Annotated in this window: 15 protein-coding genes; 6 read left to right on the forward strand and 9 right to left on the reverse strand. The window is 75.4% G+C overall.

What is annotated here, in order from left to right:
• Positions 1-137: 137 nt before the first annotated feature.
• On the reverse strand, positions 138-1,211 hold the full coding sequence (locus AB0O82_RS01365) for a GAF domain-containing protein (RefSeq protein WP_363579553.1): 1,074 nt from the start codon (positions 1,209-1,211) through the stop codon (positions 138-140).
• A 426-nt stretch (positions 1,212-1,637) separates the two neighbouring features.
• Between AB0O82_RS01365 and AB0O82_RS01370 the strand changes: the two genes are divergently transcribed.
• The 5 genes from AB0O82_RS01370 (at position 1,638) to AB0O82_RS01390 (ending at position 6,981) form a co-directional block, all read left to right on the forward strand.
• Entirely contained in the window at positions 1,638-2,906 is a 1,269-nt protein-coding gene (locus AB0O82_RS01370; protein WP_363579668.1) for an acyl-CoA dehydrogenase family protein, read from the forward strand.
• Positions 2,907-3,402: 496 nt separating this feature from the next.
• Complete coding sequence (locus AB0O82_RS01375) at positions 3,403-5,544, forward strand: ATP-binding protein (protein WP_363579555.1); 2,142 nt, start codon at positions 3,403-3,405, stop codon at positions 5,542-5,544.
• Positions 5,544-5,975 carry a roadblock/LC7 domain-containing protein gene (locus AB0O82_RS01380; RefSeq protein ID WP_360205186.1) on the forward strand — a complete coding sequence of 144 codons (432 nt, stop codon included), beginning with the start codon at positions 5,544-5,546 and terminating at the stop codon, positions 5,973-5,975. The genes AB0O82_RS01375 and AB0O82_RS01380 overlap by 1 nt, the downstream gene beginning before the upstream one ends.
• Complete coding sequence (locus AB0O82_RS01385; protein WP_363579557.1) at positions 5,972-6,352, forward strand: DUF742 domain-containing protein; 381 nt, start codon at positions 5,972-5,974, stop codon at positions 6,350-6,352. Before AB0O82_RS01380 ends, AB0O82_RS01385 begins: the two co-directional genes overlap by 4 nt.
• 53 nt (positions 6,353-6,405) lie before the next feature.
• Entirely contained in the window at positions 6,406-6,981 is a 576-nt protein-coding gene (locus AB0O82_RS01390; protein ID WP_363579559.1) for an ATP/GTP-binding protein, read from the forward strand.
• 133 nt (positions 6,982-7,114) lie between these two features.
• Here AB0O82_RS01390 and AB0O82_RS01395 read toward each other — a convergent pair whose 3' ends face one another.
• The 8 genes from AB0O82_RS01395 to AB0O82_RS01430 all read right to left on the reverse strand — a co-directional run bounded on the left by AB0O82_RS01395 (position 7,115) and on the right by AB0O82_RS01430 (position 22,817).
• On the reverse strand, positions 7,115-7,594 hold the full coding sequence (locus AB0O82_RS01395; RefSeq protein WP_363579560.1) for a MarR family transcriptional regulator: 480 nt from the start codon (positions 7,592-7,594) through the stop codon (positions 7,115-7,117).
• 100 nt (positions 7,595-7,694) lie between these two features.
• Entirely contained in the window at positions 7,695-9,659 is a 1,965-nt protein-coding gene (locus tag AB0O82_RS01400) for a hypothetical protein (protein ID WP_363579562.1), read from the reverse strand.
• Entirely contained in the window at positions 9,656-13,408 is a 3,753-nt protein-coding gene (locus tag AB0O82_RS01405) for a DUF5682 family protein (protein WP_363579564.1), read from the reverse strand. Before AB0O82_RS01405 ends, AB0O82_RS01400 begins: the two co-directional genes overlap by 4 nt.
• Positions 13,409-13,412: 4 nt before the next feature.
• Positions 13,413-14,612, reverse strand: coding sequence for an AAA family ATPase (locus AB0O82_RS01410; RefSeq protein WP_363579566.1), 1,200 nt, complete (start codon positions 14,610-14,612; stop codon positions 13,413-13,415).
• Positions 14,609-19,801, reverse strand: a complete 5,193-nt coding sequence (locus tag AB0O82_RS01415; RefSeq protein WP_363579568.1) for a hypothetical protein — start codon at positions 19,799-19,801, stop codon at positions 14,609-14,611. Before AB0O82_RS01415 ends, AB0O82_RS01410 begins: the two co-directional genes overlap by 4 nt.
• Positions 19,798-20,646, reverse strand: coding sequence for a DUF4132 domain-containing protein (locus tag AB0O82_RS01420; protein ID WP_363579669.1), 849 nt, complete (start codon positions 20,644-20,646; stop codon positions 19,798-19,800). The genes AB0O82_RS01415 and AB0O82_RS01420 overlap by 4 nt, the downstream gene beginning before the upstream one ends.
• A gap of 200 nt (positions 20,647-20,846) precedes the next feature.
• Positions 20,847-21,632: an ABC transporter ATP-binding protein gene (locus tag AB0O82_RS01425; protein ID WP_363579569.1), complete on the reverse strand. Its 786-nt coding sequence runs from the start codon at positions 21,630-21,632 to the stop codon at positions 20,847-20,849.
• Between the two features lie 159 nt (positions 21,633-21,791).
• A complete protein-coding gene (locus AB0O82_RS01430; RefSeq protein ID WP_363579571.1) occupies positions 21,792-22,817 on the reverse strand; it encodes an iron-siderophore ABC transporter substrate-binding protein in 1,026 nt (341 codons plus the stop codon).
• A 105-nt stretch (positions 22,818-22,922) separates the two neighbouring features.
• On the opposite strand from AB0O82_RS01430, the gene fhuB reads away from it, so the two are divergent.
• Complete coding sequence (fhuB, locus tag AB0O82_RS01435; RefSeq protein ID WP_363579572.1) at positions 22,923-25,088, forward strand: Fe(3+)-hydroxamate ABC transporter permease FhuB; 2,166 nt, start codon at positions 22,923-22,925, stop codon at positions 25,086-25,088.
• Positions 25,089-25,107: the final 19 nt, after the last annotated feature.

Below are 25,107 nucleotides of genomic sequence, written 5' to 3' on the forward strand. Positions count from 1 at the left end.
GGCGGGGAGCCTCTCCTCGGGGGTGAGAGGCGCCCCGCCACGGTGGCGGGTGGTGCGCGGTGGTGCGGATCGGCGAGCGATGGTGCGGAGGGGGACGGCGACGCCGCACGCGGACGGCGGGTCGGCGGGTCGGCGGCTCAGTTCGGCAGGACGAGTCCGGACTCCCCGGCGATGCCCGGGCGGCCGACGGGGGTGGCGCCGTTCTGTTGGAGCCGGTCGACCAGCAGGGCGGCCAGCGTGCCGAGTTCCTCCTCCGTGCGGGACTGCGCGGTGACGTCCATGCCGACGGTGAGGACACCGTTGACCTGGCCGGTGCGCGCGGCCCGCAGCGGGGTGCAGGTGAAGCTGAAGACCTGCTGGCCGCGCTGGGCGTCGGGGCGGCCTGACTGGATCCGGACGTCGTTGAGGACGGTGCTGCGCCCGGTGTGGTAGGCCTCGACGATGGCCTGCTGGAGGCCGGCGGCGCCGAGCTGCGGGTAGGCCAGGCCGATCGCGCCGTACGCCACCGGGGCGCCGAAGGTGTCGGCGTGCTGGGCGTTGGCGTAGCGGATCTCCTGACCGGGACCGTCGGTCAGCATGATGGGGAACGGGGAGCCGTCGAAGGCGGCGAACATCTCCTGCTGCTGGGCGAGCAGGTTGTCGCGCAGCCGGATCTCGGAGAGCAGCGCCTCGGCGAGGTGCTGGATGTCGCGCAGCCGCTCGCGCCCCCACTGCCGGGGTTCCCGGTCGAGGACGCAGACGGTGCCGATGACGGTGTTGGTGTCGTCGACGAGCGGGGCGCCGAGGTAGGCGCGCACGCCCAGTTCGTCGACGACCGGGTTCCCGGAGAACCGGGGGTAGGCGAGGATGTCGTCGAGCGCGAGGGGGGAGCGCTGGGCGACGACGTGCGGGCAGAAACCGTGACTCAGCGGCATCTGACGGGTGGGGAGGTCGAAGGCGATGCCCCGATCGGCCCAGGAAGCGCCGTCGTCGACCGCGACGTCGTTCGAGTTTGGCGGAATGTAGAGCCCCCGGAACATCTGGCGCTCGTCGTTGATGAAGTTGACCATCGCGATGGGAGCGCGGGTGATGCTGGCGGCCAGGTGGGCGAAGCGGTCGAAGGCCTCGTCCGCGGACGGTTCGTTGAGACCAAGGCTGCGCAGCCTGCGGGTCCGCTCGGACTCCCCGGCGGCACCCGGGAACTGGCCTTGAGTGCTCATCACATCAGTCATGGCGCACATGTAATCAGACATCCGGGCGGTTCGGTGCTCCCGGTCCGGCTCATCACCGTTGCTGATGGACAGTCAAAGCCGCATGTGAGCGGCCGCTCAGCAGGTTGCCGCGGCGGGTCAAGATCACTTCCCACTCAGAGCCATGGCAAAACTCCTCAGCGTAAGGACGGGCCGATTTCCGCCAATTCAAGATCGACTCTGGGTCAGCACAGGAGGCCCATACGACAATGAGCCCTGCCGAAGACACGGGCGGCATTCCCAATCCCCGGGAAGCCGCCCCGAGTTCCGCATGCACCGATTGCGACGGGGCAGTCGGCCGCCACCACCTCGAACCCCCACTCATCCCCGGGGAGCGGCTGGAGCGACTTCGACAGCACGGACGGAGGCACGGCACATCCACTGACACGAGAGGACCCCAGCATGGCGATGGACTACTTCACCGACGAGCGCCACGAGAGTCTCCGAGCGGAGGTCCGGGAGTTCGCGGAGAAGGAGGTACGCCCGCACGTGGCCCGAATGGAGGCCGAACGGACCGTCGAGTTCGAACTGTCGCGGGAGATCGCCCGGCGGGGCTGGATCGGGGTGACCATTCCGCGCGAATTCGGCGGACTGGGGCTGGGGCACCTCGCCAAGACCGTCATCGTGGAGGAACTCGCCCGGGTCAGCGGCGCCATGGGCGCGGTGGCGCAGGCCTCACAGCTCGGTGTCGCCAAGGTCATCCACTTCGGCTCGGACGTCCAGCGGCGCAAGTGGCTGCCGAGGTTCGCCTCCGGCGAGTCGCTGCCGACCATCGCCGTCACGGAGCCGGAGTGCGGCGGCCACGTGCTCGGCATGTCCGGCACCGCCCGCCGCGAGGGCGACCAGTACGTGCTCAACGGCCGCAAGTGGTTCGTCGGCAACTCCCACATCGGCGACGTGCACGGCGTGGTCCTCCGCACCGGCGAGGGCAGCAGGGGCCTGTCCGCGTTCCTGGTCGAGAGCGAGCGCCCCGGCTTCCGCGTCGGCGAACTCGGCTCGCAGAGCGGCCTGCACGGCTTCAGCTTCGGCGAGATCGTCTTCGAGGACTGCCGCATCCCCGTCGGCAACCGGCTGGGCCTGGAGGGCCAGGGCCTGGACGTCGCCTACTCCTCCTCCACCCTCTACGGCCGGCTCAACCTCGCCGCCGTCGCGCTCGGGATCCACACCGCGATCGTCGAGGACACCGCGCGCTTCGCCGAGGAGCGGGTGCTCTACGGCAAGCCGATCAACCGCCTGCCCAACATCGCGCTGAAGCTCGGCGAGATGCAGTCCAGGCTGATGACCGCCAAGCTGGCCGCCTACCACGCCTCGCACCTGCTCGACCACGGCAAGGCCTGCGATGCCGAGCTGATGAACGCCAAACTCATCAACACCGAGTACGCGCTGGACTCCGCGCGCAACGCCATGGAGATCCACGCCGCCCGGGGCCTGCAAACCGAGTTCAGCATCGAGCGCTACCTGCGCGACGCCACCCACGTCTACCCGCCGGCCGGGACCTCGGACGTCCAGCGGCTGCGGCTCGGCCAGGTCGCCTGCGGCACCTACGGCAAGCAGTGGTCGGCGGAGCTGTCCGACCTGGCGAGCTGGGCGTGGACCGAACTGTCCCAGCGGGAGGCCGCAGTGGAGCTTCAGGCCATCGGCGGCGGGCAGGTGGTACCGATACCGCTGGCGGGCTGAACCGGCGCTGCGCACCGACGGACCTGTACACCGACCGACCTGCGCACCGACGGACCTGTACACCGACCGACCTGCGCACCGGCGGACCGGCGGGCCGGGCTGTCGGACGAGGGCGAACGTTCGGCGCGGCGGTGAATTGACCTGTTCCTGACGACTCTCCGGGAGGTTCTCCCGGCTCCCGGAGAGCCGTCCGCGCACCGCCCACGCGCCGCCCGCGGCCGACGTGAGCTGCGACGTTCCGCCGGCGGACACTCCTTCCGGGCACCTCCGCCATCGCCATCACCCGCCCACATATCGTCAGTTGATGTTGCGATGAGGGCACTTGGGACTGATACCGTTCCTGCCGTCGGCGGCCGTGCTGCACCCCCGCCCGGGCGATGACACCGCGTCACCCCGTCCGGCCACCCCGGCCGTGGCGCCCTGAAGCCCCGGCCGGACCTCGTTCAGGCCGACCCGCCGTTCGGCCCAGCGACTCGGCCCTGCACCAAGGAATCAGATGCCAGGCATATCGGCCCCCCGCACGGCCCACCGCGCCGGCCGGTCCGGCTCGCTCCGCAGCTCGCTCCTCGCCCTCGTCCTGGTCCCCAGCCTGGGCCTCGCCGCCGCCTGGGGCTACGCCGCCTACCTGCTGCGCGGCGCCGAACACCGCACCACCGTGATCGCCGGAAGCGCCGTCGTCGCCCTGGTCCTGCTGATCAGCCTGGTCCACGGCATCCGGACCGCGCGAACCCTGTCCGCCCGCCTCGGCGCACTGCGCGCCGACACCCTCGCGCTCGCCCAGGACGAGATCCCCGAGGTCGTCGGACGGCTGCGCGCCGGGGAGCCCGTGCCCACACCGCCCGCCTGGTCGCCGTCCCGCCGGACCGGCGACGAGGTCCAGCAGACCTCCGACGGCCTCGCCGCCGTCCGCCAGGCAGCCGTCGCCGCCATCATCCACCAGGCCCAGGGCCGCGAGGGGACGAAGAAGGTCTTCCTCAACATCGCCCGCCGCACCCAGATCCTGATCCACCGGCAGATCAGCATGCTCGACGCCCTGGAGCGCGAGCACGAGGAACCCGAGCTGCTGCGCGAACTGTTCGCGGTCGACCACCTCGCCACCCGGATGCGGCGCAACGCCGAGAACCTCGTCATCCTCGGCGGCGCCCTGCCCGCCCGGCGCTGGCGCAACGCCGTGCCCATGGTCAACGTGCTGCGCAGTGCCGTCTCCGAGACCGAGAACTACGCCCGCGTCGTCGTCCAGGGCGTGCCGCGCGCCTCACTCAGCGGACAGGCCGTCGCAGACGTCATCCACCTGATCGCCGAACTCATCGAGAACGGCACCACCTTCTCCCCGCCGTACACCCAGGTGCAGGTCTCCGCGCAGGAAGTCCCCAAGGGCCTGGCGGTCGAGGTCGAGGACCGCGGCCTCGGCATGGGCGAGGACGAGTACGAGCGGCTCAACGACTACCTGGCCAACCCGCCCGAGCTGGACGTCTCCGCCCTCGGCGACGACCTGCGCCTCGGCCTGTTCGTCGTCGCACGGCTGGCCGCCCGGCACGACATCCAGGTCACCCTGCGGCCCTCGCCCTACGGCGGCACCCGGGCCGTGGTGCTGGTGCCGTCGGTGCTGCTGGAGCAGGCCGAACAGCCGGCCGCCATGGCCGGGCTGCCGTCCGGCGCGCGGGTCACCCGGACCCCCGTCCCCGAGCCCCTGCGGGCGGCGGGCGGCAACGACCCCGGCGGTCCGGACGGGGGGCTGACCGGCGCGCTCGCCGGAGTGCTCGGCGGGCTGATCGGCACCGGACCGGGCGCTCCGGCGCCCGGGGCCGAGCCGGGTGCGCCCGGCGGGCCCGGCGAGCCCGGGACTGGTGGTGTCGCCGGCGGCCTGGTGGCGCCTGGCGTTCCCGGAGCTCCCGGCGTTCCCGGCGTGCCCGGTGCGGGTGGCAGCGGTGTGATCATCGGCGAACTGCTCGCCCAGTACCCCCTGGAGGGCGGCCCGGCCGGGGGAGCCGCCCCCGGCCCGGCCAACGGCGGTCTGCCGGTCGGTGCCGAGATACCCGGACTGCCCGGGGCCGTGGTCGTCCCCCGGCCCGTTCTCCCGCGCCCGTACGAGGCCCCGTCCGACAGTTCGCCCGGTGAGCCGTCGGCCGACGGCCGTGCTGCGGACGTGCCGGCCGGAACCACGGCCGGGACCACGGCCGGGCCCTTCTACGGTGCCACCGCCGAGCCCCCTGCGCCCGCGCACGAACGCGCCCAGGAGGAGCAGTTGAACCACGGACCGGACGGCGAACTGCGCACCCCGCGGGTCCTGCCGCAGCGGGTCCGCAACGCCAGCCTCGCCGAACAGCTCCGCGAGGCCCACGCTCCCGGCGCCATGCCGCCCCCCGTGGTCGGCCCGCCGACCCAGGCCGGGCCCTGGCACGGAGCCGCCGGGGCCACCGGAGAAACCGGGGCCGCCAGGGCCGACGACCCGTCGCCACAGCGATCCCGCACCACCATGGCCGCCATCCAGCGCGGCACCCGGACCGCCCGCGCGGCCGACCCCGACGCGCCGACCAGCCCCACCGCCCCCCAGGCGCCCGCCGCGCCCCACTTCCCGGCCGCACCTTCCGCCGCCCGGGAAGCCTCCGCCGTTCAGGAAGCCAAGGAACAGCAGTGATGACGCAGCACACCGACACCCAGCGCGACCTCAACTGGCTGCTGGACCAGCTGGTGGCGCGGGTACCCGAGACCCGGCACGCCATCGTCCTCTCCGAGGACGGCCTGCTGGTCGGCATGTCCCAGGGTCTCGACCGGGCCGACGCCGAACACCTCTCCGCCGTCGCCTCCGGCCTGCAGAGCCTCGCCCGCGGCGCCGGCCACCGCTTCAACGGCGGCCGGGTCCGGCAGACCGTGGTCGAGATGGACCAGCTGTTCCTGTTCGTCACCACCGCCGGGCAGGGCGCCCGGCTCGCCGTCCTCACCAGCGAGCAGGTGGACGCCGGGCTGATGGCCTACGAGATCAACATGCTGGTCAAGCAGGTCGGCCAGTACCTCACCGCGGCGCCGCGCAGCGACGCAGGCCAGGCCGGCGCGGGCGGCGGTGCGTGACCGCCGACGCCGACGAGGCCTGGTTCTACGACAAGGACGCAGGCCATCTGGTCCGCCCCTACGCGATCACCAACGGGCGCACCGGCCCGGTCCGTGACGGATTCGCGCTGATCACCCTGGTGGTCACCTCCGACCCGCGCACCGACACCAGCCGGCTCACGCCCGAACCGGCCGCGATCCTCGACCTGTGCCGCGAACGCCCGCTGGCCGTGGCCGAGATCGCGGCCACCCTCGACCTGCCGGTCAGCGTCGTCAAGGTGCTGCTCGACGACCTCGCCGAGGCCCGGCTGATCCTCACCCGCGCCCCGGTCCAGCTCGCCGAGGCGCCGGACATCTCGCTGATCCAGGCCGTGATCGAGGGCGTCCGCCGGCTCTGACCCTGCGGACCCGACCGCCCCGCACCTCTCAGTCCCACTCCAGGAGAACCGAATTGACGACCCAGAGCCTGGTGCCGGGCGCGGTCAAGATCCTCGTCGCCGGCGGCTTCGGCGTCGGCAAGACCACCATGGTCGGCTCGGTCAGCGAGATCGAACCGCTGCAGACCGAGGAGCGGATGACCCGCGCCAGCATCGGGGTCGACAGCCTCGACGGCGTCCAGGGCAAGTCCACCACCACCGTGGCGATGGACTTCGGCCGGATCACCGTCCGCGAGGACCTGGTGCTCTACCTGTTCGGCACACCCGGCCAGTTCCGGTTCTGGTTCATGTGGGACGACCTCGCGCTCGGCGCCCTCGGGGCGATCGTCCTCGCCGACACCCGGCGGCTCGAATCCAGCTTCGCCGCCGTGGACTTCTTCGAGCAGCGCGGCATCCCGTTCGCGATCGGCGTCAACTGCTTCCACGGCCGCCGCGACGCCAGCCCCGAGGACGTCCGGCGCGCCCTCGACCTCGACCCCGAGGTCCCGATCGTGCTCTGCGACGTGCGGGAACGGGCGTCCAGCAAGGAGCTGCTGCTCGCCTTGCTCGACCAGGTGCACCGCAACGCCCTGTCCGCCGGGCGGCGTTGAGCGTCCGGTCCGTACGGGCTTGTCGGCTTGCCGGGGCCGGCGCCGACCTTGATGTCGGGGTCGGGGTCGGGGTCGGGGGCCAGGTCGGGGTCGGGGGTCAGGTCAGGGCCGGGGTTCAGGCGTTGGCCAGGGTTCAGGCGTTGGCCGGAGTGCGGCCGGTGAGCCCGGCCGGGTCGTCGAGTCCGGAGAGCGCGTGGACCAGCGGTGCCAGCTCCGGCACCTCGGCGGCCTGCGCCAGCGTCGCCTCCAGGGTGGCGTCGTGCACCGGGCGGGCGGACGTCAGCAGGGTGCGGCCCTCCGGCGTCAGCTCGGTGTAGATCCCGCGCCGGTCGTCGGCGCAGAGGTAGCGGCTGAGCAGCCCACGGTCCTCCAGCCTGGTCACCAGGCGGGTCGTCGCGCTGCTGCTCAGCGCCGCGGCGCGGGCCAGCTGCTGCATCCGCATGTGCCACCCGTCCTGCCGCGACAGGGCGTCCAGCACCGTGTACTCGACCACCGAGAGCCGGTGCTCCGCCTGCAGCGCCTTCTCCAGCGCCGCGTCGATCAGCCCGTGCAGCGCGGCGAGAGTTCGCCAGCCACGGGCCCGGACCTCGGCCGCGTCGTCGCGGATACCCATAGCTCGCCTTCCCTTCCACGTCCCTGCACGTCTCGCGACGTCTTCCCTGCGACAAGTATGCCAGCTGACGCGGATTAGCTGTCTATGCAAATACTTTTCCTTATACCTCCCCCCGATGCCGGTCCAGAGCGGGCTCCCCGGCCCAGGCGGCGGCGCAGAGCGCGGCGGCCAGCTCCTCCGTGTAGCAGGCGGCCGCCAGCCAGGACCCAGCGAAGGCGTCGTGGTCGTCCGGGACCACCCGGCCGAACACGTCGCGGCGCCGGTCGGCCGCGGCGGCCCGCAGGGCGTCCAGGAGCTCGGCGGCCGTCACCAGCCCGGCGGCGCGCAGCAGGCTCCCGTCGGCGGCCGCCGTGGCCGCGCTCGGGGCCAGGGCGTGGCGCCCCGTGGTGACCGCCTGCTCGACCCGGCGGCCGAGCACGTGGACGGGTGGACCGTAAGGGGCCTCGTTCGGGAGACCGGCCGGGAAGCCGGGCCCGGCATCGGCGGGTGCGGCGGTCCGCTGGTCGGCGGTCCGGAGGTCGGCGGTCTGGAGGCGTTCGAGGCCGAGATTGACCCGGTCGGCCCGGTCCGCGGGGACGGCGAGCGAGGGAAGGCCGGGGATCTCGGGGGCCATCGAGGGCTCCGGGGGTGTACCGATCGCGAGCAGGCGAAGCTCCGGCCGGTCCGATCGCTCCAGACGGCCGATCACCCGCAGCCGCAGGCCGGGCGCGGTGGCGAGCAGTGCGAGGTTCGCCCGGAAGGCCAGCCCCGGGTGCTCGTGCCCCGTGCACAGACCGACCACCAAGCCGCCGTCGCCGCCGTCGGCGCCGTCGGCACCGCCCTCGCAGCGCGCCAGCAGCCTCGGCGCCCCGCCCGGGCCGGCCGGAGCCGGGCCCAGCAGAGTCACGTCCAGGAACAGCAGGTCGCTCCCGGCCGGACGGCCCTCGTACGGCAGCGGCTCCGCCGCGAGCACCCGCGCCACCTGGGCGGCCGCCGGTTCGGCCCAGAGCGCGGCCACCGGCTCCGCCGTCCACGCCGCGCCCGCCGCCCGAACCGCCCGGACGGAAGCACCCGCGCCCAGCCGCCCGGCGGCGGACCGGGTGGCGCCCTGGACGGCCAGCCCGGCGCGGCTGAACTCCCGGTGGCTCAGCGGGGCCTCCCCCAGCCGGACCGTCCGGTTGCCCGCACCGACCGCCTGCGGGGCCGCGTCCGCCGCATCACCGTGCGGCATCACCTCGGCCACCGTGCTGAGCCGCCCCCCGGCGTCCACCGCCCAACTCACCACTCCCGCATGCGTGGCCGTCAGCACCGGCTCGGCGAAGAGCCCGTACAGCCGCAACCCGCCCTCCTCGCCGTACGCCTGGCGGGCGGTGCCGCGCAGCTCGGAGACCGGGCCGCAGCCGGTGCTCAGAGCGGTGGTCAGGTCCAGCAGCTCACGCAGACCGGCCACCAGGTCCGCCAGCCGGTGGTCCGGCGCCCCGGACCGGGCCGCGCGCACCCTCGTCACCACCGCGACCGCCGCCACGGCCGGGCGGTACAACCCCGCCAGCCGCGCCCGGTGGGCCGCCCGCAGCAGCTCGGCCTGCGCGACCGCCCCCGCGCCGCTCACCCCGGCGGCCAGCACGGCACACCCGGCTCGGTGGAGATGATGGGCCGCCGCCACCTCCACCGGGGTGGGCCCGGCCTCGGGCTGCGCCTCCTCCGAGGACGCTGGGGCGGCCTCGGTCGGCGTGACCTCCTCGGTCTCCTCGGTCTCCTCGGTCTCCTCGGCCAGTTCGGCCAGTTCGGCCAACGGGCAGAGCGTGACCGCAGCGGCCCGGTGCACGCAGGCCGGGGCCAGCAGGCAGCCGCAGCGCACGTCGGCCGCATCCGCGACCACCGCGCCCGGGGCGTGCAGCACGAGCGCCGTCTCCTCGTCCACCTCCACCCGCCACTCGTCGCCGCAACGGATCACCGGCCGCTCCGCCAGCTTCGCCGCCGCACCGTCCAGCCGCTTCTGCAGCCGGGCGCTCAACCCGGCCACCACCTCCGCGACCACCTCCGGCCGGACCACCGGCCAGCCGCTCGTCCGCTCCGTCACACTCATCGCACCTTCTCCCCCACCCAGCGGGCCAGTTCCAGCGGACTCAACGCCGCCACGGGCATGCCGGCCGCGACCAGCTGGCCCGCGACCGCCTTCGAATAGCGGGCCGTCCCCGTGTCGTCCAGCGCCGCGCAACCGAGCAGGTGCACACCGGAATCCACCAGTGCCCGGGTCTGGCCCAGCAGCCCGCCCACCGGACCGCCCTCCTCGAAGTCGCTGACCACCACGACCAGCGTCCGGGACGGCACCGTCACCAGCTTCCGCGCGTACCGCAGGCCGCCCGCGATGCTGGTGCCACCACCGATCCGCACCTCCAGCAGCACACTCAGCGGATCCTCCACCCGCTCGGTCAGGTCGACGATCTCGGTGGAGAACGCCACGAAGTGGGTGCTCAGCGAAGGCACTCCGGCCAGGATCGACGCCGTCAGCGCCGCCCAGACCGTCGACGCCTCCATCGACCCGGAGACGTCCACGACCAGGATCAGCCGCCAGTCGGCCGACTGCCGGGCCCTGGTCCGGAACACCGGGCGCTCGGGCACGATGAGCGTGCCGCCGTCCCCCGACGGGCGGGCCGTGGCGAGATTGGCGCGAATGGTCCGGTCCAGGTCCAATCCGCCACCCGGCCGACGCGTCGGACGCGGCACGCTGATCCCGGTCAGCGCCGGACGCAGCCTGGTCGCCAACGCGCGCGTCAGCTCGTCCACCAGACGCCGCACCAGCGGACGCAGCCGCGCCACCCTCGCCTCCGGCAGGCCGCCCGCATGCTCCAACACCGTGCGCAGCAAGTCGACCGACGGGCGGACGGCGCCCGGCTCGATCGCCTCCAGGACGTCCGTCCGGCCCTGCGCCACGGCGGCCGCCAGCACCTCCTCCCGAACGCCCGGCCCGAACAGCGCCGACAGTTCCTCGGCCCACTCCCGCACCCCCGGAAAGGGCGCCTCGCGGCCTCCTCGCCCGGACCGCCCGTCCAGGCCCGGGCCGGAGCCCTCGCCTCGCCCGCTGCCGTACAACTCGTCCAGGGCGGTGGCGAGTCGGGCGCAACGCCCGTTCAGGCCGCTGCCGGGGCGACCGAGGAGCAGCCGCCAGCGCTCGGCCGGGGCGAGGGCGTGCCGCGTGGCGACAGGTGCGGAAGGGAGAGGGCCGACGTGGTGCGGAGGCTCGGGCACCGGGTCGTCCCCGGGCGCCGGCAGCAGGCCGCGCCGGGCCAGCGCCGCGCGGGCGGCCAGATCCGCGCGGACCCAGCCGGCCACCACCGCCGGTGGGACGTCCTCGGGCAGGCTCGCGAGCCGGGTGCCCAGACGTTCCTCGACCAGGACCAGCAACCGGTCCCGGGCGGCCGGACTGAGCGTGTCGAAGCCGCCGCGCAGCGCCGGCAGCCGGTCCAGGAAGGCGGCGTCGGGCAGCGAGGTGATCCGCTCCAGCACGGGCTCCAGCGCCTCCGGTGCGGCGGCGAACAGCCCCTCCGCCGCCGTCAGCAGGCCGACCAGCCCCCGACCGAGCGCGTGCCGGGCCTCCGGACCGGTCGCCCCGTCCACCCACGAAGCCGCCCGCCCGCCCAGCACCTCCGCCCGCTCCCGGCCCAGCAGCACCCGCACCGCTCCGACCGCACCTCGCACCAACGGACTCCCCCGGTCCGCGAGTTCGGCCAGCACGTGCCCCAGCCGCAACCCGCCGTCCAGGTCCGCCCGCCGCGCCAGCTCCACCAGTGCCCGCGCATCCGCCGGATCGTCCGACCCGCCCAGCCCCTCCAGCTGCCGTACGGCCGCCACGGTCAACACCTCGCCCACCGCCCCCAACCGCCCCGCCCGCACGGCCGACGACCCGCCCGCATCGGGTGCATCGGGTGCATCGGGTGCATCGGGTGCATCGGGTGCATCGGGCAACGGTGCGGAGCCGTCGGGGGTGTCGGGTGAGGGGTATCCCGGGAGGTGGCCGGCGGCGAGGCGGTCGAGGAGGGCCAGGGCGTCGAGGAGTTCGGGGAGGGTGCCGGAGGACGGGAGGACGGCGGCGAGTTGGGTGAGGCGGGTGTCGGCGAGGGCCGGGAGGCCGCAGGCGGCCGCGTCGGTGAGGCCTTGGAGGACCTCGCGGGCGGTGGGACCGTCGGCCTGCTGTTCTCGGCGGAGGCGTTCGCGCAGGGTGCCTTCGGCGGCCTGCGCGAGAGTGACGCCCCGGGTGCCCGCGACGGTGAGCATCGCGGCAGTGGCCGGGGTCCAGTGGAGGCTCCAGCGCGTGCCGATGGTTTCGGTGCCGCCCGCGCCGGTGGTGGTGACGGGGTCGGCGTAGGGGACCCCGCAGGTGGTGAGGCGGTGGAGGAGGATCTCGCGGCGGCGGTCGAGGGGGGTGCGCAGCGGGTCGAGGCGGAGTTCGCGGGGCTCGGGGTCGGCGGGGCCGGGGAGGCCGAGGTCGGCGAGGAGGGTTTCGACGGCGGGGGCGAGCCCGCTGCGCGGGGCCGCGGGGGTGGCGCGGCCGGTTCGGGTGCCGACCAGGACGCGTTCGAGCGCCCGGGCGACGGCCCGGCCGCGGCCGAGGGGTTCGCCTTGGGCGAGGACGGTCTGGACGGCTTCGACGAGTTCGCCGCGGCCGGGGGCCGCGTGGCCGCGCAGGCGGGCGAGGTCTCCGGCGAGGCGGACGATCTCGCGGGCGTCGGCCGGGCCGGAGGGGTGGTCCTGGCTGCGCAGTGCCTCGCAGATCCGGACGGCGGTGGTGGTGAGGGCCAGGGTGAGGCGGTCGGGGTCGCCGCCGGCGTCGAGGACGGTGTGCTGCCACTCGGGATCGCGGATGCCCGCCGGATAGCCGGAGCGGGCGTCGAGCAGCGGGTACGTGTAGGGGATCAGGGAGAGGGCGTGCCCGAGGTCGTCCGGGTGCGGCGGTTCCTCGGTGGCGGCGGGCCCGTCGAGCAGGGCGGGCGCGTGGAAGGCACCGACGACGACGGCGACCCGGCGCCCGTCGGCCGCCGCGGCCCGGATCCGGGCCCGCATCCAGGCTTCGCGCCGCAGGTCGTACGGGTCGACGCCGGAGCCGGTCTCGGCGTCGCGGCGCAGCGCCCAGCCGACCAGCAGGGCGGCGCGCCGGACGGCGTCGGGGGTGGAACCGGGGGCTGCGGTCTCGACGAGGCGGTCCCACAGGTCGTCGTCAAAGGCGCGCCCGGTGAGGCGGTGGCGCAGCGCGTCGGCGACGCCGGGGGTGCCCGGGGCGTCGGCGACGGGCTGTTGTTCCCCGTGGAGTGTGGTGCGGTGGGCGAGCGGGAGGTCGCAGGCGAGTGTCTCGACGCCGTTGCGCCGGGCCCAGCGCAGGGCGACCAGCTCCGGGGAGAAGTCGGCGAACGGGTAGAAGGCGAGCCGGCCGGGGCCGGAATCGGCCGCGGTGCCCCGACCGCCCTCGCGGCCGGCCGGGGCGGCCGCGAGGGCGACGGGGGCCTGGGTGGCCTCGTCCGCCAGCCAGCCGAGCCAGGGCTGGAACTCGGCGGGGAGTTCGACCAGCACCACCTCGGGCTTGGCGGCGTCGAGCAGCGCGGGGAGGACCGCGCTGAGCGACGGCGCGTGGTGCCGCACGCCGATCAGGTAGGGCCCGGGCCGGCCGGTGCCGGAGGCCGCCAGTTGGTCGGCCGCGGCCCGGACGGCCTGGCGCGGGTCGTCCAAGCCGTCCAGGCCGTCCAGGTGGTCAGGACCGAGCGGACGGGCGGGGCCGTCCTGGCGGTCGCGGCCGGCCTGGCGATCAGGGCCGGCCGGGGCGGGCGTCACCGTGCTGGTCATGGCCTCATGCCTCCAGGGCCGAGCGGAGGTCCCACAGGGTGCGCCAGGTGCCGGCGCCCTGTTCGGCGCGCCGGCGGACCGGTCCGTCCCAGTAGCCGAGCAGCCGGGCGGCGTCGGCCGGGTCGTCCTTGCGCACGACGCCGATGAGCTGGCCGGGGAGGCGGCCGAGCAGGTCGCCGCCGTCGGGCAGGTAGGCGGCGGTGACACCGAGCGCGGTGGCGACCGAGACGGCTTCCGCGGTGCTCATCACGGTGGACGGGCGCTCGACGTCCCAGCCTTCGGTGGAGCGGCCGGTGCGCAGGTCGCGGAAGGCGGTGACGAGGGCCTCCAGGACGGCGTCGTCCACCGCGTAGGTGGCTCCGGCGCGGGCGACGGCGACGGTCGACTGCCGGCGGACGAGTTCGACCTCGGCGGCGAGGCTGGCGATCGGGCCGACCGTCTCGAAGTTGAACCGCCGCTTGAGCGCCGCGGACATCTCGCTGACGCCCTTGTCCCTCAGGTTGGCGGTGGCGATCAGGGTGAAACCGGCGGCGGCGTGCAGTTGTCCGTCCGGGGTGCCGGCCAACTCTGGAACGGCGACCCGCCGTTCGGAGAGCAGGGAGACCAGCGCGTCCTGCACCTCGGGCAGGCAGCGGGTCACCTCCTCGACGCGGGCCACCGCCCCGCCGGTCATCGCGGTGAGCACCGGGGAGGGCACCAGGGCGTCCCGGCTGGGCCCCTTGGCGAGCAGGAGGGCATAGTTCCAGCCGTACTTGAGCTGGTCCTCGGTGGTGCCGGCGGTGCCCTGGACGGTGAGCGCGCTGGTGCCGCAGACGGCGGCGGCGAGCAGTTCGGAGAGCATGGACTTGGCGGTGCCGGGCTCGCCGACGAGCAGCAGGCCGCGCTCCCCGGCGAGGGTGACGACGCAGCGTTCGACGAGGGCGCGCTCGCCGACGAACTTCTGCTCGATGGCGAGGCCGCGGCGGCCGGCCTTGAGCTTCTCGCCGTCGCTGCCCATGACGAAGGTGACGACGGCGCGCGGGGTGAGCCGCCAGCCGGGCGGGCGCGGGCCGGTGTCGTACGCGGCCAGGAACTCCAGTTCGGCGGCGTGCTTCTCCTCGGGCGGGATGATTTGCCGGCTCGCGGGGGCGGCGTCGGCACTCCCCGGTGTGCTGCCCGTCGGTGTGCTGTTGGTCGGCATGCTGTTCGTCGGCGTGGCGCTCATCGGCGGGCCTTCCTGCGCTTGCTGGTCTGGAGCTCTTCGTAGCCGGGGGCGTCGCCGTCGAGGGTCCGCTGCCAGGCCCGGGCGAACAGCTCCGGGACGGGCAGGTAGGGCAGCGAGACGCGGTGGGTGGGCAGTTCGTAGAGCGCGGCCTTCCAGGTCTCGGCGGGCAGGGCGGGGGCCTTGGCCTCCTGCCAGCCGCCGGGCAGGAAGAGGGTGCGGCCGGCCCGGGCCCGCTTGGCCTCCAGCACCAGGTCGGTGGCGGCGAGTTCGGCGCGGGCGCGCTTGAGCCTGGCCGGCTTCCAGCCCGTCCAGCGGGCGATGTTGCGGTCGGTGGGGTCGGGCAGGGCCAGCAGTTGGAGGTAGAGCACCGCGGCGTCCTCGCCGAGGCCGTGGGCCCGGGCCGCCTCGGCGACCAGGTCGGGGACGGTGAGCTGCGGGTGCTGTAGCCAGGCCGCGGCGTCACCGGCCGCGGCGGCGGGGCCGGCGGCGGAGGCCGCCAGACGCTCCACTTCGCCGCGCAGGACGGCCTCGATGGCGCCCCGCTCGGTTTCCAGCCAGTAGCTGGCGCCCAGCCCGCCGAGCAGTTCGAGCACCGGGTCGTCGGGGCCGGTGAGCCCGGCCGGGCGCAGCCAGACCCGCTCGTACTCGCCGTGGTAGGGCGTCAGGACGAGGGCCGGGCCGCAGTCGACCAGTCCGTTCGGGTCGACTCCGCCCGCGGCCGGCAGGCCGAAGTGGGTGCGCAGGACGGCCGACATCGAGGCGCCCTTGGTGGTGTGGACGAGGTGGAGGTCGAGCAGCAGGTCGGGGTCGGCGAGGCGGCTTCGCAGCGCGGCGGCGGCCGCGGGCAGCAGCGGGCGCAGCGGGCTGTCGGCGGGCAGGTGGTAGGCGAGCCAGCGCAGGGCGTCGACGGCGTGCCCGAGGTCGCCGGAGGCCGGTGCGGCGCTCTGGTCCTCGGCGAGCAGCTGGGGGGTGGACCCGCCGTCGTCGCTGAGCCGGAAGGCCGTGGTGCCGGTCAGCCAGGGGGTCTGTGCGAGGTTGAGCACCGCCTCGATGTGTTCGATCCGCGCGCCCGTGACGGTGGCCTGGGCGGCCTCGGGGAGGGTGACCAGCCGGCCGAAGTGCCGGATCCAGGCGGCGGCGCCGGCGTCGACGTCGGGGCCCTCCGTCCAGAGGGTCTTCGGGTCGGCGGGCAGCAGGGCGCCCCAGACGTCGGTGAGGGCGGTCCGGTCGCGACCGCGCAGCCAGTCCCGGGCGGCCTTGGCCTCGGTGGACTTGAGGCCGTACTCGGCGAGGCGGTCGGCGGACAGGACGGCGCTGTGCCACTGGAAGAGCCCGGGCGGCGGGCTGAGCAGCAGGGCGGCGCGGGCGGCACCGATCCCGGTGAGCCCGCCGAAGGCGATGGCACGGGCGGGCTGCCAGGGGGCGCCGCCGTGCAGCACGGCCGCCTGCCGGAGCGCGGCGATCCAGGCGGCGTCGACCCGCTCCTCGGTGCCGCGTTCCTTGACGGTGGTGAAGTGGGCGACGGGGCCGAACGCGCCGCTCGGGTCGTGGTCGACGGCGTACCACTGCTCCGTGCCCTCGTGGTGCCGGCGGTGGCCGAGGATGACGACGGTGCGGTCGCCGTGGCGCAGCACCTGCCCCTCGCGGGGGACGGCGGGCCGGCGGCGGTCGGCGCGGTCGGCGGGTTCGCCGAGGACGATCTCGCGCAGGGTGGCGCCGCGGTCGGCGAGCACTCCCTCGGTCAGTTCGCCGAGGAGCAGCACGAGGCTGGCGCGGTGGGCCGGTTCGGTGAGCGGGGCGGCCACCGCGTAGGCGAGGGTGTCGAGACGGCCGAGCAGGTGGAGCCAGCCGTGGTGGGTGTCGCCGTGTTGCAGGGTGACGGTGGCCGGGGTGCTCCAGCCCTCGCCGGTGGCGGTCGGCGGGTCGGCCAGGACGGCGGTGACGGCGCGCAGGTTGGTGAGCACCCGCCACCGGTCTCCGTCGCCCCAGTTGGGGCCGAAGCAGGCGACGTCGGGCAGGAGGGTGGTGACGGCCTCGCGCAGTTCGTGGTCACGGCCGTGCTCGGGCCGGTACTCGGCGGCCTCGGCCTTGGACGGCTTCTCGGCCTCCGGCTGCGGGACGAACCGTGCGGTCCGGTCGAGCAGGTCGGCGGCGGTGCGGGCGAGCCCGGCGACCCCGGCGAGCAGCAGCGGGTGGCTGATGCCGGGCAGGACGGTGCCGACCGCCTGAACGGGCAGGGCGCGGCGGGCGCCACCGGAGCGGGCGAGCGGGCGCCGGACGCCCTGGACGGTGATCCAGCGCTGCTCCTCCTCGGGCGCGGGCCGGCTGTCGGTCGGCCAGGCGGCGTCGATCAGGCGGGCGGCCTGCTCGGTGTCGACGCCACGCAGGACGCGGGAGCCTGCCTCGTCGCGGGGCCGCAGGGCGTGCCAGTGGTCGAGCGGGGGGACGAGCCCGGTGCCGGCGGCGGCGAAGTCCCCCGGGCGGCAGGGGCGCAGGTCGGCGGTGCGGTCGGTGTCCGTGGCCAGGTCGGGCAGGGTGAGGGCGAGGCCGCCGCGCTGCGCCTCGGTGACGACCGGTCGGGCCTGGCCGGGGAGGGTGAGGCGGCCGACCGGGACGTGGTCCGGGTGGCCGTCGGTGATCGGCAGGACGATGGCCTGTCCGTCGGCGGTCGTGGTGGTGACGGCGCGGCCGGGGTCGATCCGGACCCAGCTGCCGAGCACGGTGCCGTCGGTGCCGAGCGGCGTCTGCTCCAGGCCGGGCTGGAGCGGCAGCAGTCGGGCGCGAGCAGCGGGCAGCCAGCCTGCGGCCGCGGTGGCGGCGATCACCGGTGGTTCGGCGGCGCGGCCGAGGGCGCCGGTGTGCGGGTCGAGTTCGCGCAGGACGGCGCCGTCCTGGCCGTAGCGCAGCGTCCAGTGGCCGGTGCCGTCTCCGAGGACCCGGTGTTCGCCGGGCATCCGGGTGTCGCCGGGGTGCAGCGGGCGTTCGCCGGTGGTGCGGCCGCCGCCGGGCAGCGGGAGGGAGGGGGGCTCGGGATCCCGGTCGCCGTAGTAGTAGCCGGCGATGGTCTCGCCGGTGAGTTCGGTGACCTCCCCGGGCCGGCTGGACCAGTAGGCGTGCTGCTTTCCGTCCTGGTACCAGGCGACGAGGAGTTCGCCGTCGACGAAGCGCAACCGGGGCTGGTTCCAGCGTTCCTTCGCCGGGGGCAGGCGCAGGGTGTGCTCCAGCAGGACGCCCTGCGGGCCGACCACGACGGCCTGGTCGTGGCGGGCGAGGATCAGGTGCGGCCAGGCGTCCTCGACGATCAGGCCGGTGAGGCGCCCGCCGTTGAGGCCGGGGGTGTCGGGCGACTCCGAGTCCGGCCCGGCGGATTCGGGGTCCGCAGGGTCCACGGGTTTGGCGGGGTCGGTCGGGTCGGTCGGGTCGGTCGGGTCGGTCGGGTCGGCCGGGTCGGCGAGCGTGGCCAGGGCCTCTTCCAGGGCGGGCCAGCCGAGTTCGTCGAGGATGCCGGCGCCGAGCGCCCCGGCGAGCAGGGCGGTGACGTCGAGGGCGGCGATCCGCTCGGCGGCGTCCGGGGCGACGGCCCGCACGGCGGTGCGGTACGGGCTCAGCGACTGCACCAGGTCGGCGGCGCCGGCCAGGCCGCGGGCGGCGGTCAGCTCGTCGGCCCGGAGTTCGGCCCACTCCTCGAACAGGCGGCGCAGCAGCGGCAGGGCGGGCACCTGCCGCTTGACGGCGGTGTCCCAGGCGGGCGCGGTCGCGGCGCGCAGGGCGGGCCGGAAGCGCGGGTCGGCGGCGACGGCCGCGAGGCCGGTGCTGTCGGCGCCGCACTGGTCGACCCAGTCCTTGAGGTCGAACCGGTGGGTGGCCGACGGGTCGGCGACGGGCACGCCGTCGGCGAGCAGTTGGTCCAGCAGGTCGAGTTGGGTCTGACTGCGGCGGACGTCGGTGTACAGGTCCACCGGGACTCCGTCGGCCCGCAGCCGCTCGGCCATCCGGCCGGCCAGGGCGACGGTGGCGGCGCAACTGGGCCGGGAGCGCCAGCCGCGCCCGAGGTGGTGGCACCAGCGCCGGAGCCACGCGGCGGCAGGCTCGGAGTCCTCGGCGCCCTCGGGGCGCGGGCCGGTGAGCAGCTGCTCGGCCCCGGTCTCGGCGAGCAGGCCGAGCCAGGCGGTGTCGTTCAGGGCGGCGTCGGTGCCGGCCGGGTCGGGCATCAGCTCCAGCAGCCGGGCCCGGACCGCCGGGTCGCGCCGGCCGAGTTCGGTCAGGGAACCGTGCCAGGACTTCCAGAACGCGCCGGGCGCCCGGTTGACGCCCGGGGCGGCCAGCAGTTCGGCGAGCAGCGCCTGTTCGTGCTCGGCGCGGTCCAGCCCGGCGGCCTTGATCAGCGCGCGGGCGTCCTCGGCGACCCCGGCGTAGGGGGCCATGCCGGCGGCGGAGCGCTCGGTGCACAGCTGGCGGAAGCGCTGCCAGGCGGTCAGCGCGTCGAGCCGCCCGGTGAGCTCCTTGACGTACTGGCGCAGGGACTTGACGGTGAGCGCGCCGGCCAGGGCGAACTCCAGGAAGACGGCGCGCAGCCGCTCCTCGTCGACCGTCAGGCGGTAGGTGCGCTCGGCCTCGCGGGCCTTGCCGAAGTAGCTGGCGGCGTAGGTCTGGTTGCCGTGGGCGAGGAAGATCCGGCCGACCTCCTCGCAGAAGGTGGGCAGGAAGTGCGGCACGGCGCGGCCGAGACGGGCGGCCAGCGCCTCGAACCCGTCCTTGGCGGTGCCGGGCTTGGACCGGGCCTGGCGGGAGAGCCGTTCCATCTCCTTGACCAGGGCGAGCGCGTGGTGCCCGTTGGCCGGGTCGTGGACCAGCGCCCAGGCGGGGAAGCCGAGCGCCTCCTGGCGGACCTGGCCGACCTCGGCGGGCGCGCCGTCGGGGACGAGCCCGAGGAAGTCGACGGCGAGGTCCTCGGCCGGTCCGAGCGCGCCGGGGACCAGCCGGACGATCCGGCGCCCGTCGAGCGCGGGGTGGGTGTAGGCGCGGGCGGTGAGCACGTCGGCGGCGCTGTCGGGGCGGCCGGCGCCGGGCAGGGTGCCGGGCGGGAGCACGGCCCCCGCGTCGAGCAGCCGCTCGTGCGGCCCGGTGTCCTGGGCAGCCGCCCGGTCGGCGTCCTGAACGGCCCTCTGGTCGAGTCCGGTGGCGGTCATGCGGCGTCCTCCCCTTCGATGGTGCGGCCTGCGTACAGTGCGGCGGCCATCCGCATGCCCTCGGACCAGGCGATCGGGCCGACCTCGGCGAGCGGCAGCACCCGGCCGTCCGGGCCCGCCCAGCTGAGCGCACCCGTCTCGCAGGCGTCGTACTCGTAGTAGTCGCCCACCCAGACGCGGGCCTCGACGGTGCGCCCCGCCTCCACCACGGGCTGGACGGCGGAGCCGCCGCGCACCCGGTGGCCGAGCCGGGCGCAGCGTCCGAGCAGCTCGCGCAGCTCCCGGTAGCGGCCGCCGGCGTAGGTGGTGACCTCGGTGCCGGCCGGCAGTTCGTCCGGCCGGTGCCAGACCTCCCGGTAGAGCTGCGGCACGCGCTGGGAGACGCCGAGCTCGACGGCGAACTCGCGCAGGTCGTCGAGGTCCGGGAGCAGCACGGGGTGGGGTATCAGGATCTCTCCGTCGGTGAGCCGGACGGTGTCGCCGTCCAGGTCCACCAGGCCGATCCCGCGCTCGGCGTCCGCACCGCGCAGGAAGCCGGCGACGGCGCCGTCCGAGCCGGTGACCACCAGGTCGCGCAGGACGGCCTGCCAGGCCTCGTCCGCCCAGACCGCGGTCAGCACGGCGGCGGGCACCGGCAGCGAGCGCACCATCCACCGCTCGACGTCCTCCTGGCAGCGCCGCTCGTGCGCGGCCAGCCACTCGGTGAGCTGCCTGAGCTGGACGACCACCGGATCGTCACCGAGCTTCGACGGCAGGGACTTCAGCTCGCGGCCCGCCGCGTTGCGGCAGACCACCTTGCCCTCCCCGTCGAGCGCGACGCGGTACCCTCCCGCGCCTGTTTCCACCCATGCCACGGACGTCTCCTCCCACCTGCCGGTCAGCGATGCGAGGAACGTAGCGAGGCCCACTGACAAAGCGGCAGCCGGAGAGGCCGCTCCGCGGCTTCCTGGGCGCAAACCCGTCGAACGAGTGAACGGGGCAGACGGCACGCCGCCTGCCCCGCCACCCGCCTCCCGTCGCGCGCCAGGTCATGCCTGACGCATCGTCAACGCACCGGCGCCGCACGGGGAACGATCACCGGCGCGCCGTCCCCGGGGGCGGCGAGCACGTCGCTGTCGATGTCGTACAGCGCGCGCACGAGCGGTGCGTCGACCACCTCGCGGGGCGGGCCGCAGGCCACCACCGAGCCGTCGCGCAGGGCGACGACCAGGTCGGCGTAGCGGGCCGCCGCCGCGAGGTCGTGGAGCACCATGACGACCGTCCGCCCGCCGGCGGCGACCTCGCGGACCAGTTCCAGCACCTCGACGGCGTGCCCGAGGTCGAGCGCGCTGGTGGGTTCGTCGAGCAGCACGACGGGCGCGTCCTGGGCGAGCACCATGGCGAGCCAGCAGCGCTGCCGCTGGCCGCCGGAGAGGCGGTCCAGCCGGCGGTCGGCGAGTTCCTCGACGCCGGTGGCGCGCAGCGCCCCGGCGGTGAGCCGCTCGTCGTCGGCCGACCACTGGCGGAAGAGCCCCTGGTGCGGGTGGCGGCCATAGCGGACGAGTCCGGCGACGGTGACCGCCTCGGGGGCCTGCGGGCTCTGCGGGAGCAGCGCGACCCGGTGCGCGGCCTGGCGCGGCCGCAGCCGCCAGACGTCCTCGCCGCCGACCAGCACCCGCCCGCCGTCCGGCCGGTGCAGCCGGGCGACGGCCCGCAGCAGGGTGGACTTGCCGCAGCCGTTCGGGCCGACGACGGCCACCACCCGGCCGGCCGGGACGGTGAGGTCGACGCCGGCGAGCACCGGGCGGCCGGGGCCGTAGCCGGCGGTGAGGCCCTGGATCGTCAACTCCATCGAGGGTTCCTTCGGTTGGAGGGGGCTGCGGGCCGACCGGGCAAGGTGCCGGCCGACCGGGTACGGGCCCGAACGCGGGCACGGGCCCGAACAGGGCCCGAGCGCGGGTACGAGCCCGAACAGGGCCCGAACGCGGGCACGGGCCCGAACGCGGACCGGTCAGGAGGCGGCGAGCGCCTTGCCGATGTCGCCGATGACCACGTCGGCCGCGAGCGGCCCGCCGCGGGTGGACCAGACCGAACCGTCCACGGTGACGGCGTGCTTGTTCTTCACCGCGCCCAGCTCCTGGTAGGCGGGCTTGGACTGGACGTCCTTGAGCGCGGTCTTGCCGTCGTCGGTGAGGGTGGACAGGAACAGCCAGTCGCCGTCGATCTCGGCGAGCTTCTCCAGGCTGAGCGCCGGGCTGTGCGCGTTGCCGTCCTTGTCCTGCGCGGCCGGGCGGGTGAGGCCCATGTCGAGGGCGACGCCGCTGGCGAACTGCTTCTTCTCCATCCAGCTCGGCCCGGTCGGGTTCCAGCGGACGATGGAGACGGCCGCGCCCTTGTTCTTGCCGAGGTCGCCACCGGCCTTGGCCGCCTTGGCCTCGTAGTCGGCGATCACCTTGTTGGTCTGGTCGAGCTTGTTGACGGCGTTTCCGATGCCGCGGAAGGCGAGCTTCCAGTCGTCGGTGGGCGCCATGGTGACGAGGGTGGCGGGGGTGATCTCGCGCAGCTGCTTGAGCATCTGCTCGTCCTGCATGTCGCCGGCCAGGATGAGGTCGGGCTTGGCGGCGATGACCTTGTCCATCACGGGCTGCAGCAGGTTGCCGACCACCGGGACGCCCTGGACCTTGTCCTTGAGGTAGGCGGGCGGCTCGTTGAGCCCCTGGCCGTTGGTGATGCCGACGGGCTTGACGCCGAGGGCGAGCACCGCGTCGAGGTCCTCCTGGGTGAGGGTGACGATCCGCTGGGGCGCGGCGGGGATCTCGACGGCCTTGCCGGTCGCGTCCTTGACGGTGCGCTTGCCGCCGGCCGCGTCCGCCGCCGGGCTGCCGGCGGCGGAGGAGCCGCCCGCGGAGCCCGAGGATCCGGAGGAGGACCCGGAGGAGCCGCACCCGGCGAGCAGGAGGGCGGCCGCCCCGGTGACGGCCAGCGCCCGGGCCGCGCGGCGGCGGACGGGGTGGAGCGGGCTCTGGGCGAACGGCATGGGTGCCTCCGGGCAGCGGTGGTACGGGGGTTGGGCGGCGTCCGGGCGACCCGGCACGGTGACGGTGCCCACAGGACGATGCGCTCATTAGGTTAGCCTTACCTTATGACATTGTCGCAAGTGGGCGCCCCCGGGGAGTCCCGCACCGAGCCGGACGCCCCGCCGCCGCCGACGCCACCGCGCGGGGACGGCCGCCGCGCCGCCTGGCCGATCGCCCTCGGCGCGGTCGCGGTCCTGCTCGCCCTCGCCGCGCTCTCGCTGTCCGTCGGCGCCGGGGAGGTCGGCCCCGGGCGGGTGCTGGACTACCTGCTGGACCGCCACGGGGCCCGCGCGGACGGCCGGCTCGCCCTCGTCGTCGGCGACCTGCGCCTGCCCCGCACGGCCACCGCCCTGCTGGTCGGCGCCGCGCTCGGGGTCGCCGGGGCGCAGTTGCAGTCCGTCACCCGCAACCCGCTCGCCGAGACCGGACTGCTCGGCGTCAACGCCGGCGCCTCGCTGGGGGTCGTGCTCGGCATCGCCGTGCTCGGCATCCAGACCTCGTACGGGTACCTGGCCTTCGCCTTCGGCGGCGCCGTGCTCGCCAGCACGCTGGTGCTGCTCATCGCGGGTGCCCGGGGCGGGTCCCCGATGCGACTGGTGCTCGGCGGCTCGGCGGTCGGCGCCACCTTCGGCGGGCTCACCGGCGTGCTGATCGTCAACTCGCCCGAGGCGTACGACCGGTACCGGGTGTGGGTGCTGGGCTCGCTGGCCGGGGTGGAGGGCTGGACGACGCTGCGCCAGCTCGCCCCGGTGCTCGGCGTGGGCTTCCTGCTCGCCCTGCTCGCCACCCGGCCGCTCACCGCGCTCGCGCTCGGCGACGACCTCGCCCGCGGTCTCGGCCACCGGCCCGGCGCCACCCGGGCCGCGGTCGCCTTCGCCGTCACCCTGCTGACCGCCTCGGCCGTCGCGCTGGCCGGCCCGATCTCCTTCCTCGGTCTGCTCGCCGGGTTCCTGGCGCGGGCCGTCGCCGGCCCCAGGGTCGGGCAACTCACCGTGCTCGCCGGCCTGTTCGGTGCCGCCGTGCTCACCGGGGCCGATGTGCTGGCCCGGCTGGTGGCCCGCCCGTTCGAGGCGCCGGTGTCGGTGATCGTCTCCCTGGTCGGCGCCCCCGCGCTGATCGCGATCGTCCGCTCCCGCCGGACCGCCGCGCTCGGCATGGCCGACCCGGCCGAGCCCGCCCCCGTCCGGCGGTCCGAGCCGCCCGCGCCGAAACCCGACCTGGTGCTGCGGCGCGGCGCCTGGTCGCTGCTGCTCCCCCGCCGGGCGCTGCTCGCCTCGCTCGCCCTGGCCGCGGCGCTGCTCGCCGTCGTCGTCGTGTCCGCCCACGCCGGGCAGAGCGAACTCGGCCTCGGCCGCACCCTCCAGGCCGTGTTCGGCTACGGCGACCGGCTGGACGTGCTGCTGGTGCAGAAGTTCCGGCTCGGCCGGATCGTCGCCGGGCTCGCCGCCGGCGCCGCCCTCGGCCTGGCCGGCTGCCTCACCCAGACCCTCGCCCGCAACCGCCTCGCCACCCCCGAACTGCTCGGCGTCAACGACGGTGCCACCGCCGCCGTCCTGATCTCCGCCACCGTCTCCGGCACCTTCGGCGCCTGGTGGGCCGGCCCGCTCGGCGCGCTGGCCGCCGTCCTGGTCGTCACCCTGGTCTCCGGCGGGCTCGGCGCGCAGGGCTACCGGGTGCTGGTCGTCGGCCTCGCGATGTCCGCGCTCGCCTCGGCCGTCATCCAGGTCGCGCTCGCCCGCCGCTCGCTCAACTCGGCCGGCTCGCTGTACGTCTGGACCTCCGGCAGTCTCAACGGGCGGGACTACGCCGTCGCCACCCCGGTCCTGATCGGGCTGGCCGTACTCGTGCCGCTCGCGCTGGCGGTGGCCCGGCGGCTTGCGGTGCTGCGCTTCGACGACAGCGTGGCCGCCTCGCTGGGCGTCGACCCGGGCCGGGTCCGGCTCGGCTGCCTGCTGCTGGCCGTCGCGCTGGCCGGGCTGGCCGTCGGCGTGTGCGGGCCGGTCGGCTTCGTCGCGCTGGCCGCGCCCGTGATCGCCGGGCGGCTGGCCGGGCCGGCGCGCGTGCCGGTCCTCGGCTCGGCACTGACCGGCGCCGTCCTCGTCGTGCTCGCCGACACCGTGGGGCGGGTGCTGATCGACGGGGTGGAGATCCCGGTCGGCATCGTCACCACCGTCCTCGGTGGCCCCTTCCTGCTCTGGGTGCTGCTCGGCCGCAAGGGCACCCCCGCTTAACCTTCCCGAGGAGTACCGC

The organism is Kitasatospora sp. NPDC088264, from assembly GCF_040685715.1.
In the GTDB taxonomy this organism is placed as follows: domain Bacteria; phylum Actinomycetota; class Actinomycetes; order Streptomycetales; family Streptomycetaceae; genus Kitasatospora.